Here is a 15276-nt window from a genome sequence, read left to right on the forward strand (position 1 = left end):
GCAGATATTCGATCCCAATGAAAATTCTATATTCCATTCAAGGCACCGGGAACGGGCATGTGAGTCGTGCCAGAGAAATTGTGCCCTTGTTACAGCAATATGGAGATGTGGATTTATTAATTAGCGGTACACAGGCTGATGTAAAGCTTTCGCAAGACATCAAGTTTCAACTACATGGTTTCAGCTTTATTTTTGGTAAAAAGGGTGGGGTGAACCATCTGGAAACCTGGAAAACCATGAATTTGCCAAGGTTTATCAAAGACATGAGGAATATACCGCTAAAGGACTATAACCTTATTTTGAATGATTTTGAACCCGTAACAGCCTGGGCCTGTAAAACACAAGGTATTGAAAGCGTCGGACTTAGTCACCAAGCCTCCTTTCAATCGCCAAAAGTACCTAAGCCAAAGAGTATAGATTGGGCCCAGCTGGTGATGAAGTACTACGCACCCGCAACACATTATTTAGGTTTTCATTTTGACCGTTATGACGATTTTATCCATACACCCGTAATCCGTAAGGAGATTAGGGATATGGTCATTTCGGATGCGGGGCATTACACTGTTTACCTGCCGGCGATAGATGATAAATCCCTGGTCCCAATTTTAAATGCGATACCGAATGTGCAGTGGGAAGTTTTCTCCAAGCACTGTCCGGCTGATTACGAATCGGGAGATGTAAAGGTCTTTAAGATTGACAATTTAAAATTTAACACCAGCCTGGCATCTTGTGCCGGATTGTTAACAGGCGGAGGGTTTGAAGGACCTGCAGAGGCCCTTTATTTGGGTAAGAAGTTACTGGTAGTTCCGATGAAATTTCAATATGAGCAACAATGTAATGCCTATGCCTTAAAGCAATTCGGCTTGCCTGTGATATGGGGGAGCAATAAGAACTGGTTGCCAATTATTAAAAACTGGGTTGAAAATCCTCAGGAACACCGGTTTTATTTTCCAGACGAAACTGCGCAAGTAATTGATCAGGTTGTAAAGCGGTTTGCCAGATAATTTGCTTTACTTTGCCGTTAGTACACTGGCATGATCAATCAATTCAGAACATTAAATCCGTTAAACCTGCTTATTCTGTTTGCGTATACCTTTTTTATGCGCATCGCGATCTACGCAGATTTACCGGCTGTATTGCAATTTGAGTTTCTGGAATCATATGCTAAATTCCTGATCGCTATTCCGGTTAGCAGTATATCTCCAATGGCAAACGTCACATTGGCTGGTATATTGATATTGGTGCAGGCAATACTTTTTAACCGGATAGTTAATAACCACTCCCTGCTCAATAAACCTGGATACCTGCCTGCCTTGTTGTATGTTACTTCGGCCAGTTTATTTATGCCCTTTTTGATACTTAGTCCGACCCTGATCTGTAATTTCCTCCTGATCCTGATTATGGACAAGTTCCTGAAAATCGGGAAGTCGCCTACGGCGATTATGATCATGTTTGATATCGGGATGCTTATTGCTATCGGCACCCTGATTTACTTCCCATTCATTGTCATGCTGAGCATGTTGTGGCTGTCATTATTGCTATACCGCTCATTTAACTGGCGAGAGTGGGTGTCCGGACTGGTTGGCTTTCTGATTATCTTCTTTTTTGTTGGGGTTTACTATTACTGGAACGATAGTCTCTCGCAGTTCTATAAAATTTGGCTTCCGCTGGGCAACAAGTTTCCATCAGTTTTTAAAATCAACTACAACGATTACCTGGTGCTCATTCCGGTAGCCTTAATGATCATCCTGGCATCACTACAGCTAAGAGAGAACTTCTTTAGGAGTTTTATCAGTACGAGAAAGGCATTTCAAATGCTTTTTTTCATGTTTATCATCAGTATACTTAGTTTTTATACGAAGCCAGACTTTAGTGTTTATCATTTCTTGCTTTGCGTGCCCCCTGGCTCCGTGCTTTTGGCGTATTACTTCTCCAATGCAAGAAAGCGCTGGTTCTATGAAAGCTTATTCCTGATCCTGGTATTTGCCATTCAGTACTTTTTGTTTGTTTAACTATTTTTAACAAATCTGATCCTTCAAACCAATTAAAGATTAATAGCTTTGTGACTATGGACTCAGGCGTTGTTAATGCATAACCTTGTTATTGATATTGGTAATACAAATCATAAGCTCGCTATTTTTAACGGCAGGGAGCTTGTTCATTATCAGGGTTCTGGGCCTGTTTTTCCTGCGGTGCTGAGCGAATTGATCAACAAGTACCAGGTCAAGAATTCAGTTGTATCCAGCGTAGCCGATCAGCATGAGGAATTGATAGAATTGCTCAAGACTAAAACAACGTATCATCCCTTCTCGACATCGTCAGCTTCAGCGGTAAAAAACCATTACAAAACACCGAAAACCCTTGGATTGGACAGATGGGCAAAGGTGATTGCAGCCAGTGCCTATTATCCGGAAAAGAATTGTTTCATCATAGATGCAGGAACTTGCATCACTTACGATCTGATCAATAGCCATGCGGAGTACTTTGGTGGAAGCATAAGTCCGGGAATAGGAATGAGGTTTTCCGCATTAAGTTATTATACCAAGCGTTTGCCAAATGTAAACTGGGATAAAAAAGACTTGAGCATACCAGAAGGTGTTGATACGATTACTGCCATTAAAAATGGCGTTTTGCAGGGTGTTGCTGGCGAAGTTAGCCACAATATCAGCCTGCAGACAGTAAAAAATACAGGATTAAAAGTGTTAATAACCGGTGGAGATGCTACTTTTTTGTTAGAGCAATTAAAAAACAGCATCTTTGCGCCTCAAATTATACACGATCCCTACTTGGTTTTAAAAGGATTAAATGAAGTTATTGCATTTGAATATGTACAAAAAGATTAAATATATAGCAGCAATATTGATATTGCTTACCAGTATTTCTGTTGATGCCCAGGTTACCTCACAGTCGCCTTACTCCGGTTATGGTATCGGCAATTTTAAAGGCTCCTTGCTTCCACAACTTAGGGCAATGGGTGGAATTTCTACTGGTGTTTTCAGACCTGGGATAGACAACCTGATCAATTTGCAAAATCCGGCGACCTATTCTGGTATCAATTTAGCCACGATAGATATTGCGGCAACCGGAACATTTACCCAGCTAAAGCAGTCAGGCGTAACTGAAAAGAGCTTTAACTCTACCCTAAGCCACATTGCACTGGCTTTTCCGATCGTTAGGGGAAAAACAGGGATGAGCTTTGGGATTTTACCTTATACAGAACTGGGCTACAAATTTAATACTACTGCAAAAATAGACACCAACACTGTCAATTATCCGCACTCGGGAGAGGGAGGGCTTACAAAGGCTTATATCGGTCTTGGTCAGCAAATTGGTGATCATTTTAGAATCGGCGGAAATGTGGAGTACCTGTTCGGGAATTTAATGGAAACGGTTTCTACAGAGTTAGAGACCAGTCCGGCTATCAATTCCAGGATACAAAACAAAAACAGCGTAGGTGGAATCAGTTTTTCTTACGGTGCGCAATATGAAATTCCGTTAACAACGAAGAGTCGGATCACTTTAGGTTACTCAGGATCTTCTTCGTCGACCATCAGTTCCAACAAAACACAGGTGATTACGCAGTACTTAAAAGAGGGTGGTGTAGAAAAGGCTGCATTTGATACCGTTGCGAACACAGAGAACAATTCTGCCAAATTAAAACTTCCATTAATCCATAACTTTGGCGTATCCATACAGAAAGATGATAAATGGATGGTTGGTGCAGATTTTAGAACAGGTAAATGGTCAAAATACAGTCTGGATGGGGCAACTACTAATCAACAGAACTTGCAAGACAGCTGGGGTGTATCCTTAGGTGGGCAGATTACACCGGACATTACTTCAATTGGTAATTACTTTAAACGCGTAGATTATCGCTTTGGAGTGAGTTATGATAAAAGCTATATCAAGCTGGCAAATGGAGATGATGTTAAGCAAATGGGTATTTCCTTCGGGCTTGGTCTTCCTTTAGCGCCAAACGTGGTAAGGACTTCTTTCTATAAAATGAACATTACTGCGGAACTTGGTAAAATGGGTTCGGTTACAAATGGCAATATCGAAGAGAACTACTTGAAAATACACTTGGGCTTTACGTTGAACGACAGGTGGTTTAGAAGATTTAAGTTAGATTAATGAAGCCACAAAGTATAATATATTACGTTATTGTACTTTGCATGCTTCAAATGCTGAACTCCTGCGGGGAAGATGATTTGAAGTCGGCCACCAAACTTAACGGAAAGATCAACCTGAGCAGCGATACTACCCGGGACGTAAACATCACCTATAGTGATTCGGCTAAAGTAAAGGCTCAGTTCTTCGCGCCTATGTTGGTTAAGGTGGTGCCTATGACTGGTGCCAGTTACCAGGAAATGAGTAAGGGGGTTAAAATCAATTTTCTGAATCCGGAGGCAACGATCAAGGGCTCCATTACATCAGATTACGCGATTATGAAGGATGTGGAGAAAACGGCTACCTTCCAGCGGAATGTCGTGGTAATCAATGAGAAACTGACCTATAATACGGAAGAACTGGTTTGGGACCAAACAAAAAAGAAATTCTTTTCTCCAAAAGGCGTAATCACAAAGCCCGATGGTACGGTGCTTACTGCAGTAAACTTTAGTGCTACGGAAGACTTCAACACAATAACGTGGGACAATGGTACCGGGCAGGTCTATGTGCCTGATAATTACGGGCAGTAAATATGTTTTGTAATAAATTTACTTTTTTTCTCAAAAGTTGTATCTTGCGCCCTCTTAAAAAAAATTAATAAAGATAATATTATGGGGTTAATGACATTTTTGCGAAATCGCGCAGGCTACATCCTAATTGGGGCCATAGGTTTTGCAATTGTTGCATTTTTAGTTGGTGATGCAATTAACGTGGGTAAACCATTCTGGGCCGCTTCTCAAAAAGTAGTTGGAACAATTGATGGTGAGGAAATTAATATAGATCAATTTGGTCCGAAAGTAGAGCAGAGTGTTGCTCAGTTCAAACAACAATATGGTGGTTCTGGTAATGCGCAAATGCAGGCGATGGCAGTTGATAACGTATGGCAGGGAGAAGTAGCAAACGTACTATTGGGCAAAGAATATAGCCGTTTAGGTTTAACTGTATCATCTGATGAATTATCTGACTTGATCCAGGGACCAAAACCAAGTCCGCTTATTGTACAGTACTTCGGAAACCCGCAAACCGGACAGGTTGATAGGGCACAAGTTCTAAACACCTTTAAACAAGGTTATAAGGATGCTAAAGTAAGGCCTCAATTACAGGCTTTGGAAGCTGAGATTGAAAGACAGGCTTTACAACAGAAATACGCAAAGCTAATTAATAACTCTATGTATGTTTCCACCCTGGAAGCTAACGATGAATACATGAACCGCAACAAGATTGCGAACTTTAAATATGTAGCTTTAGATTATGCAGCTGTACCTGATGCAACCATTAAGCCTACAGATGCAGATTATTCAGAGTACTATGATAACAACAAAAAGCGTTTTGAAAACCCAACAGAAACGCGTTCTTTACAATATGTATCCTTCAGCGTAAACCCTACTAAAGAAGATACTGCTGCTGTTAAAACTCAAATAGATAAGTTAGCAGGTGATTTTAAAACTTCAACAAATGATTCTTTGTTTGCTGCAGTTAATTCTGATGTAAAAGTACCTTATACCTATTTGACTAAAGGAAAGTTGGACGCAGCTGTTGATTCAGTAGTGTTCAATCTGCCTGCAGGTTCATTTTACGGCCCTAAATTTTCAGGGAACTCTTATAAACTGGTAAAGGTTATCGATACTCGTTTTTCACCAGATTCTGTAAAAGCAAGTCACATTCTGCTTAACCCGGCTCAGTTGGGTGGTGTAGATAAAGCTGTGAAAATGGCAGATTCATTGAAAGCTTTGGTTCAAAAGGGAGCGAGCTTTGCGTCCCTGGCTTTACAATACAGTACTGACGGATCTAAAGATAAAGGTGGTGAGTTAGGTACATTTGCCCGCGGACAAATGGTTGCTGAATTTGAAAATGCAGCATTTAACGGCAGTGCTGGTGATTTGAAAGTTGTGACTTCTCAGTTTGGTGTTCACTTACTTAAAATTGAAAAGCAAATTGGTTCATCCAAAGTGGTTAAATTGGCCTACATCGAAAAGAACCTCACTGCAAGTAACAAGACTAAAGATGCAGCTTACAAGAAAGCAAGCACGTTTTTGAATCAGGTAAAGGATGGTGATTTTGCAGCTATTGCGCAAAAGAGCGGATACACCATTGCCGTTGCTGACAAGATTACGCCTACACAAGGTTATGCACCAGGTTTAGATAACCCTCGCCAACTAATTCGTGATGCTTACGAAGCTAAGAAAGGTGAAACACTTGATCAGGTTTACCAGATGGACAACGCATTTGTGGTTGCACACTTAACGGATGTTCGTCCGAAAGGGCCGCTTTCCCTTGATTTGGTTAAGAAAGAAATTGAGCCTATGGTTCGCATCGCTGTGAAAGGTAAAATGTTAAAAGAGAAAATGGACAAAGCATTAGCTGGTTCAGGAAATCTTAATCAGGTAGCTCAGAAAATTGGAAAGAGTGTATTACCTGTACAAAATATGGTGCTCGCTAATCCAGTGATCCCTGGAGCTGCACAAGAAAACAAACTTGTTGGGACCGTATTTGGCTCGCAACCGGGAAAGTTGTCCAAATCAGTCATCGGCGAAGGTGGCGTTTACGCCTTTGTTGTAGACGGTTTTGCAAATCCTGCACCGTTAGCGAACACCTACAAGCAAAAGGAAGCCATGATGCAAATGAGCGCTCAGCGTTCGTTAGGGTCAGCTTTCCAGGCATTACAGGATAAAAGCGATATAAAAGACAATAGGGTGAAATTCTATTAGTCTTATTTTACGTAATTTTGCAACCGGAAGTACATACTACTTCCGGTTTTTTGCTTCAGGGCGTTTGCATTTTTTTTGTTATAGATTTTTAAGCTATGGAAATTCAGGAAAATTTTGTCAATAAAGTAGCCACCAGTGGTTTGGTTACCCTTAATCTGGAAGATTATTTTGATAAAGGAGAACGGCTAGTTTACGATATTAAGGACAACCTGTTTCACGGCTTGATGCTGAGGGAGAAGGATTTCAGGGAGTTTATCAAAACCCACGACTGGTCGGCCTATCAGGGCAAGAATGTGGCAATAACCTGCAGTACCGACGCCATCGTGCCAACCTGGGCCTACATGCTGCTTGCCAATAAAATGAAGCCCTACGCCAATGAAGTCATATTTGGTACACTGGAAACCCTGGAAGCTGTATTGTTTACAAAAGCACTTGCTAAAATAGATTTGCAATCCTTTGCCGATGAACGTGTGGTGATTAAGGGCTGTGCAGATATAGAGGTGCCAGTAGCTGCATATGTAGAGATAACAAGCTTGTTAACGCCTGTTGTTAAGAGCATTATGTACGGTGAGCCATGTTCAACTGTGCCCATCTTTAAACGTAAAGATTAAAGTTGGATTGCTTTTTGTTTAATCTGGGTATGAGAAAGTTTTTATTGTTGACCATCGCCACCTTTGCAGGCTTGTGTTCATATGCCCAGGAACTTCCGTTCGTAAAAGAACCGGTATTTCAACCCGGTGAAGTATTGCAGTATAAGTTGCGATATGGATTCATAACTGCCGCTGAAGGTACATTGAAAGTGCTGGACTCTGACCTGAAATTTGATGGCAGGCCCACTTACAGATTGAGTGTTGACGGAGTAACGTCAGGTACATTCGACGTGTTCTATAAGATAAGAGACCACTATGACTCGTATATAGATCGGAAAGATCTTAAGCCCTATTTTTATCAGGAAAACATCAGGGAGGGTAGTTACCGCAGACAAGACAAGGCACGGTTTAGTCAGGACGATAAAAAAGTTACGGCAACCAAAGGAACTTTTTCTACACCAACGCAGCAAACCTTTGATCTGGTTTCTTCCTATTATTTTGCAAGGAGCCTGGACATTTCAAAAATGAAAGCAGGTGATTATGTGAAACTGAATTACTTTTTGGGTGATGAGGTGAGTCAGCTGGAAATTCAGTTTGTAGGTAGAGAAGTAATAAAAACGAAATTGGGTAAAATCAAATGTCTTAAATTTAGTCCCTCCATTAAGCCAGGAAGAATATTTAAGAAAGATAGCAGGCTGTATCTTTGGATTACCGACGATGGTAACCGGGTGCCTGTAAAAGCAGAAGTAGAAATCCTGGTGGGATCGGTAGTGATGGAGATAAAATCTGCTGATGGTTTGAAATACCCATTGGCAATAGTTAAGTAACATGATAGAGGTACAAAATACACTAGTACACGAAGATCTTATCACAGAGAATTTCGTGTGCAACCTAAATAAATGCAAGGGAATCTGCTGCGTAGAAGGTGATGCCGGAGCGCCTCTGGATGTTGCAGAAACCGCTATACTTGAAGAGATCTATCCTAAAATAAAGCATCTGCTAGAGCCCAAAGGAATCAAAGCCATTGAAGAACAAGGAACTTCTGTAGTGGATGCAGACGGCGACCTGACTACCCCATGCGTAGATGGGAATAAGGAGTGTGCTTACGTTACTTTCGAAAATGGAATCACTAAATGTGGCATTGAAAAGGGCTATGAACAAGGACTGGTGGATTGGCAAAAGCCGATATCTTGTCACCTTTACCCAATCAGGGTAACCCAATATCCGGAGTTTGAAGTATTGAATTACGATAGATGGCACATTTGCCACGATGCATGCTCCTTCGGCAGGGAATTAAAGGTGCCGGTTTACCAATTTTTAAAAGGCCCGCTCCTGCGGAAATATGGCGCCGAGTGGTTTTCCGAACTGGAAGAAACTGTTCAGGAAATGAATACTTAGTATCAGCCAAAATTGCTTATTGTTTTGGCAATAGTTTCAAATATTGAATACCTCATTTCGTTTTTCTTTGATATTGGCTTCTGTTAGTCGGAATACTCCGCTGGCGGTACCTCCATTTATGAACGGGTATGAATAAGAAACAACTTTTAGCAGTATTTTTAATATTTGTAAATGCAATGGCATTTGGGCAACATGATCCAAAGGCCTTAAAAGAATGGCAGGACCAAAAATATTCTATGTTCATCCATTTTGGAGTGTATTCTGTCCTTGGAGGAGTTTGGAATGGTAAACCTGCAACACGTAACGTGAGCGAGCAAATTCAGGCGCATGCCGGTATTTACAGCGACGATTATGAAAACGTGGCAAAAACATTTAATCCGGAAAAGTGGAATCCAGACTCTATTGTTGCACTGGCCAAAAATGCCGGAATGCGCTCTATTGTGATCACTTCCAAACATCATGACGGTTTCTGCATGTTTAAAACCAATACAACGGATTTCAACATCGTTGAGGCAACACCTTATAAAAGAGATGTTTTAAAAGAGCTGTCTGAGGCCTGTAAAAGAGGAGGACTGAGGTTTGGTCTTTATTTCTCGCTCATTGACTGGCATTTTCCTCAGGCTTCGCCAATATCCAGCAGCAATTCTGATTACATTACCCCTGAACATGTAGAATACAATAAGAAACAGATTACCGAGTTGTTAAGCAATTATGGACCAGTATCTGAACTCTGGTTTGATATGGGCTCTCAAAATGCAAATGAGAGTAAGGATTTGAGAGACTTAGTACATAAGTTACAACCAAATTGCATGATAGGCAGCCGTATTGGGAACGATATGGGTGATTTTAATGTGATGGGGGATAATCAGGAGCCTGACTATGTAATCGGCGTTCCATGGCAATCGCCAGCCTCGTTTTTCGATGAAACATGGGGCTATCGTTCTTTCCAAAAGCGCGGTAAAGAGGAAGATAAAATCCGTGAAAAACTGACCAGTTTAATTAGGGTTGCCAGTCGCGGTGGCAATTTCCTGCTCAATATTGGCCCAAAAGGTGATGGAACTGTTGTTGAATTTGAAAAGGACGTGTTGCTTGCCATGGGTAAATGGATCTCAAAGAACAAAGAAGCCATCTACGGCACAGACCCAGATCCGTTCCACATATCATTTAAATGGGGCAGTTTAACCAGCAGGCCTAATAAACTTTACTTGCATCTCTTGGCTGCGCCTGAAAATAACCTGATCAACTTGCCTGGACTAACGGGTAAAATCAAATCAGTAAGCGTATTGGGAGAAAAGGACAAACCTAAGTTCAGTCAAAATTCAGCAGGTGTTAAGATTACAGTTCCGGCATCACTTGACATCGCAAGGGAATTCAAAGTGATCATGATTGAATTTGTTGATGGATACAAAGTCCCGCCCGCCAATATTATCGACTTGAAAGGAAATTCGCTGGAATTGACGGGTCACAATGCATTTAAACATTACAGCAGTTCTGGTATTGATTACAGCAACCGTTACCAGAGTACGGTAATGGAATCGTGGACCATTAATCCCACGGTGAGTCAATCCGTTAAACCGGTACTTTATTTTACGGACAACGAGAAAGGAAAAAGCATTGACTTAGAGATTAATGGAAAGGTGACCACCGTTTCCTTAACCGGAGGCGATGCATCGCCATTGGCAACTGATAAAGCCAATATCAGCTGGGGACCACTGTACCAGTCGGGCTATTATTATTCCGGACCGGGCGGTGTACATGGAAATTTGAAGGATGTGGATGTGAACAAGCCGTGGCCGGGGAGCGACAATAAACCTTGGGAACTTAAATCGGCCTGGAAAAATAATGAAACCTACACCGTATTGATGGATCGGAACAGTGCTACTTACTTGTTGCAGGAGATTACTTCAGCTACAGACCAGCCTTATATCGTTGGAATCACCAGTGGAGATGCAGTAACTGTATCGTTAAACGGTCAGGTATTGGCAGAGCACAACAATCCCTTCAAAGTAAAAGAGATGAAGGACCTGATCCTGCTCCATTTAAAAAAGGGGAAGAATCAGCTCATTGTTAAATACTATAATGGCTTTAAGAAGAGCAGCAACATCAGTATTGATACCGATGTAAAACAAGTTTGGTATAAAAAGGAGTTGAAAACCCTAAGCATGGAAAAGGGTAAATACTATCCTATCAGCTGGAAACTGCATAACCCGCTTTCTCCGCATACTACGCTGGGATTGCCGAATCTAAGTTTGGTTTTAGACGAGAAATAAGTTCAAGTATGCAGACCTTATGGCGGAGATGTTAAATCACTGCCAAAATAACTTAACGATTGGTCAATATACCGAAATATACAGCAGCCTAAAACACTTACTTTGAGTAACCAAATACTAACCAATGACGAAGAATAATTATTTATTCCCTTTTATCATGATCACCTCACTGTTTTTTATGTGGGGGTTTGTACACAACCTTGATCCAGTTCTGATACCACATTTAAAACGTTCATTTAGTTTAAGTACTTTTCAAGCTACGCTTGTGGACTCTGCAGTTTTCATCGCCTACTTTGTGATGGCCTTACCTGCTGGTTTCATTTTAAAGAAGTATGGCTATAAAGCAGGAATAATTGTCGGCCTGGTATTTTTTGCTGTTGGATCTTTTCTGTTTATTCCAGCTGCGAACACTCAGTTGTATGTTTTCTTTCTCGGGGCATTATTCATTATTGCATGTGGCTTAACCATTTTAGAAACAGCGGCTAATCCTTATGCTTCATTACTCGGCCCTCCTGAAACAGCTACTTTCCGCCTCAACTTTTCGCAAATGTTTAACGGACTTGCAGCATCTTTGGCCCCAGTTATAGGGTCAAGGGTGATCCTAATAGAAGGCCTGTCAGACAAACAGCTCAGTACGATGAGCGCCTCAGCAAGGGAACTGGCCCTGGCATCAGAAGCATCTTCAGTAAAAACGCCATATTTCATTTTGGGAGGCGTCATCTTACTAATTACCATCATTTTCATTTTTATAAAGCTGCCTGAAATTAAAGAACAAGAAGAAGCAACAGGTGAAAAAAGAGGAGTGTTGGAGGCGTTCAGGCATAAGCACTTGAGTTGGGCAGTCGTTGCTCAATTCTTTTATGTAGGCGCTCAGGTATGTGTGTTCAGTTTATTTCTTCTCTATGCAACTAAAGTAGCCGGCATTGATCAGAAGACTGCCGGAGATTATTTGGGTGGAGCAGGACTGGCGTTTTTGATTGGTAGGGTGCTGGGCACATTCCTGATGAGATTCTTTAAGCCGGGAATATTACTGGCTATTTATTCCATTGTGAGTATCGCACTTTGTGTGGTTGCGATAACCGCTACAGGCATGGTAGCCTTATTCTCAGTGATAGGAATCGCTTTTTTTATGTCGATTATGTTCCCAACTATCTTCTCTTTAGGTATAAAGGATTTGGGAAAAGACACTAAATTTGGTAGTAGTTTGATCATTATGTCGATAGTAGGCGGGGCAATATTACCACCGTTAATGGGTTATATTACTGACATAACGAGCAACATTCAAATCGGCTATGTGGTACCACTAACCTGCTTCGTAGTTGTTTTCTTGTTTGCAGTAAAGGGACATAAAGTGATCAAAACAGTTTAAAATTTACAGATGAAAAGATATTGCCTGGCACTGGGTCTGGTTGAAGATCCGCAGTTAATTGCAGAATATATAGACTACCACAAGGCTGTTTGGCCGGAAATAAAGAATAGCATTACCAGTGCTGGAATAGACTTAATGGAGATATACAGGTTTGGGAACAGGCTTTTCATGATCATGGAAGTGAGCGACCAATTTAGCTTTGAACAAAAAGGCGCCATGGATGCTGCTAATGAAAAGGTACAGGAATGGGAAAAGCTGATGTGGAAGTACCAGCAAGCCATTCCAGGTACAAAACCCGGCGAAAAGTGGGTAATTATGGATAAAATATTTGAATTGAACGCCTGATGTCAGACAACTTTAAAAAAAGCTTTTTACAAATTCACCCTGCAGATAATGTGTTGGTTGCATTACAGGACCTCTTTAAGGGAGATGCAATAACCTGGAACAACCAAACTATTATATTACAGGACGATATACATGCCAAGCATAAATTTTTTATCGATCCATTGGGGATTGATGATGAGGTAATCATGTATGGCGTTTTGGTGGGGAAGGCAACCACGCCGATTGCGAGGGGTGGACTAATGACCACTGCCAATGTCCACCATGCTTCTCAGGATTATGCGTACAGAGCAGTAGATTACCAATGGCATAAGCCTGATGTATCTGCTTTCATCAACAGGACTTTTAATGGTTACCATCGTGAAGATGGCCGTGTAGGCACTGCAAACTACTGGCTTTTTATTCCTACAGTTTTTTGTGAAAACAGGAACATGGATGTGATTAAGGAGGCGCTGCACAATACGCTGGGTTATAATGTCACTGACAAATACAAGCAATTTACCGAGCAGTTACTGGAAGCCAGTCAGGCCGGTCAGGATATTGCCGACTTCAAAATCGATGAAATTGCTTTCGCCGGGATGCCAAAAAATAGGGTGTTCAAAAATGTAGATGGTATCAAATTCTTAAACCATCAGGGTGGTTGCGGTGGAACCAGGCAAGATGCTTCGGTATTGAGCAACTTACTTGCGGCTTATGCAGATCATCCCAATGTAGCTGGTATTACAGTGCTTAGCCTGGGCTGTCAGCATTTGCAGACACAAGAATTCTTAGACGATCTGGCGACAAGAAATCCAAACTTCAAAAAGAAGGTGCTGATATTTGAACAGCAATTGAGCCAGAGTGAGGACCAATTGATCAAAGATGCGATCCTGAAGACGTTCGTAGAACTTCAGGAGATCAACAAGATAGAAAGATCGCCTGCACCTTTGAGCAAATTGACGGTGGGTGTAAAGTGCGGCGGTAGTGATGGTTTTAGTGGAATATCAGCTAATCCGGCTGTGGGTTACACGTCCGACTTATTAGTCGCCCTGGGCGCAAAAGTGTTACTGGCAGAGTTTCCAGAGCTGTGCGGCGCAGAGCAGAATATTGTAGACAGGTGTGTTGACCAGCCTACTGCAGAGAAATTTATTCGGCTAATGCGCGCCTATGATGCACAAGCACATGCCGTAGGTTCTGGATTTCATATGAATCCATCGCCGGGCAATATCAAAGACGGACTAATTACCGATGCCATAAAAAGTACCGGTGCCGCAAAAAAAGGAGGGACATCACCAGTTGTTGATGTGCTGGATTATACAGAGCCTGCTACTAAAGACGGCTTAAGCCTGGTTTGTACACCAGGAAATGATGTAGAAGCAACGACAGGTAAAGCGGCCAGCGGCGCAACACTGATCCTTTTTACCACCGGACTAGGTACACCTACCGGGAATCCCGTTTGCCCGGTAATAAAAGTGGCCACCAACACGGCATTGGCCACAAGGATGGGCGATATCATTGATATTGATACAGGTGCCATCATCAGGGGTGAAAAAACCATAGCTGAAATGGGCGCAGAGATATTGGAATATTGTGTAAAAGCAGCCAGCGGCGAGGTGATTCCAAAAGCAGTTTTATTAAACCAGGACGACTTCATTCCATGGAAAAGAGGCGTCTCCTTATAATTAGTTATGTTTAGTTTAAAAGAAAAAACGGCAGTTGTTACCGGTGCCGGCAGTGGAATAGGTCGCGCAATAGCAGTATTGTTTGCTAGGCAGGGCGCGAAAGTCCACATCCTAGAGGTTAATGCAGATGCGGCGGCTGAGAGTTTAAAGGAAATTGAGCAGGCTGGCGGAGAAGCGGCCATCCACGCCTGCGATGTGACTAGTCAGCAAGCTGTTGTGAATATATTCAACAACATCGGCAAAGTAGATATTTTAGTAAATAACGCAGGTATTGCCCACATAGGTAGGGCCGATACCACCAGCGAAGAAGATTTTACCAAAGTTTTTAATGTGAATGTAAAGGGCGCATACAATTGCCTGTTTGCAGCGATTCCATTGATGAAGAAAAACGGCGGTGGTGTAATCCTGAACATGGCATCCATTGCAGCAATAGTGGGCATCACAGATCGCTTTGCGTACTCGATGAGCAAGGGCGCTATCGCGGCAATGACATTATCCGTGGCACGGGATTACATGGCCGATAACATCAGGTGCAATAGTATTTCTCCGGCACGTGTGCATACCCCATTTGTTGACGGCTTTATTGCTAAGAACTATGCGGGACAAGAGAAAGAGATTTTTGAGAAATTGTCTAAAAGCCAGCCAATAGGCAGGATGGGTCAGCCAGAAGAAGTGGCAAGCATGGCCTTATACCTATGTTCTGATGAAGCAAATTTTATAACAGGTAACGATTATCCGGTTGACGGAGGTTTTGTTAAATTAAATAACTAG

General features: G+C 41.9%; 14 protein-coding genes. All 14 read left to right on the plus strand.

The features are described from left to right. Nucleotides 1-17 precede the first annotated feature (17 nt). Nucleotides 18-1004 carry a glycosyltransferase family protein gene (locus ACXZ1K_RS04935; protein WP_458972269.1) on the plus strand — a complete coding sequence of 329 codons (987 nt, stop codon included), beginning with the start codon at nucleotides 18-20 and terminating at the stop codon, nucleotides 1002-1004. Nucleotides 1005-1034: 30 nt separating this feature from the next. Further along, nucleotides 1035-2012 carry a DUF6427 family protein gene (locus tag ACXZ1K_RS04940; RefSeq protein WP_458972270.1) on the plus strand — a complete coding sequence of 326 codons (978 nt, stop codon included), beginning with the start codon at nucleotides 1035-1037 and terminating at the stop codon, nucleotides 2010-2012. Between the two features lie 75 nt (nucleotides 2013-2087). Beyond that, the gene (locus ACXZ1K_RS04945) at nucleotides 2088-2843 is read left to right on the plus strand and encodes a type III pantothenate kinase (RefSeq protein ID WP_458972271.1); all 756 of its coding nucleotides are present in this window, start codon (nucleotides 2088-2090) and stop codon (nucleotides 2841-2843) included. Then, nucleotides 2806-4131 (plus strand): outer membrane protein transport protein, encoded by a 1326-nt coding sequence (locus ACXZ1K_RS04950; RefSeq protein ID WP_458972272.1) that lies wholly within the window; start codon nucleotides 2806-2808, stop codon nucleotides 4129-4131. The genes ACXZ1K_RS04945 and ACXZ1K_RS04950 overlap by 38 nt, the downstream gene beginning before the upstream one ends. Continuing rightward, nucleotides 4131-4697: a hypothetical protein gene (locus ACXZ1K_RS04955; RefSeq protein ID WP_458972273.1), complete on the plus strand. Its 567-nt coding sequence runs from the start codon at nucleotides 4131-4133 to the stop codon at nucleotides 4695-4697. Before ACXZ1K_RS04950 ends, ACXZ1K_RS04955 begins: the two co-directional genes overlap by 1 nt. 90 nt (nucleotides 4698-4787) lie before the next feature. Continuing rightward, on the plus strand, nucleotides 4788-6875 hold the full coding sequence (locus ACXZ1K_RS04960; RefSeq protein WP_458972274.1) for a peptidylprolyl isomerase: 2088 nt from the start codon (nucleotides 4788-4790) through the stop codon (nucleotides 6873-6875). A gap of 95 nt (nucleotides 6876-6970) precedes the next feature. Further along, a complete protein-coding gene (locus tag ACXZ1K_RS04965) occupies nucleotides 6971-7486 on the plus strand; it encodes a DUF2480 family protein (protein ID WP_458972275.1) in 516 nt (171 codons plus the stop codon). 29 nt (nucleotides 7487-7515) lie between these two features. Then, a complete protein-coding gene (locus tag ACXZ1K_RS04970) occupies nucleotides 7516-8292 on the plus strand; it encodes a DUF3108 domain-containing protein (RefSeq protein ID WP_458972276.1) in 777 nt (258 codons plus the stop codon). A 1-nt stretch (nucleotide 8293) separates the two neighbouring features. Further along, nucleotides 8294-8863, plus strand: coding sequence for a DUF3109 family protein (locus ACXZ1K_RS04975; RefSeq protein WP_458972277.1), 570 nt, complete (start codon nucleotides 8294-8296; stop codon nucleotides 8861-8863). Between the two features lie 128 nt (nucleotides 8864-8991). Next, the gene (locus tag ACXZ1K_RS04980; protein WP_458972278.1) at nucleotides 8992-11133 is read left to right on the plus strand and encodes an alpha-L-fucosidase; all 2142 of its coding nucleotides are present in this window, start codon (nucleotides 8992-8994) and stop codon (nucleotides 11131-11133) included. Nucleotides 11134-11257: 124 nt separating this feature from the next. Continuing rightward, nucleotides 11258-12502, plus strand: a complete 1245-nt coding sequence (gene fucP / locus ACXZ1K_RS04985) for an L-fucose:H+ symporter permease (protein WP_458972279.1) — start codon at nucleotides 11258-11260, stop codon at nucleotides 12500-12502. Nucleotides 12503-12511: 9 nt separating this feature from the next. Then, the gene (locus ACXZ1K_RS04990; protein WP_458972280.1) at nucleotides 12512-12847 is read left to right on the plus strand and encodes an L-rhamnose mutarotase; all 336 of its coding nucleotides are present in this window, start codon (nucleotides 12512-12514) and stop codon (nucleotides 12845-12847) included. Further along, on the plus strand, nucleotides 12847-14505 hold the full coding sequence (locus ACXZ1K_RS04995; protein ID WP_458972281.1) for a UxaA family hydrolase: 1659 nt from the start codon (nucleotides 12847-12849) through the stop codon (nucleotides 14503-14505). The genes ACXZ1K_RS04990 and ACXZ1K_RS04995 overlap by 1 nt, the downstream gene beginning before the upstream one ends. A 6-nt stretch (nucleotides 14506-14511) precedes the next feature. Continuing rightward, a complete protein-coding gene (locus tag ACXZ1K_RS05000; protein WP_458972282.1) occupies nucleotides 14512-15276 on the plus strand; it encodes an SDR family NAD(P)-dependent oxidoreductase in 765 nt (254 codons plus the stop codon).

It is taken from the genome of Pedobacter jaeyakensis (assembly GCF_054461315.1).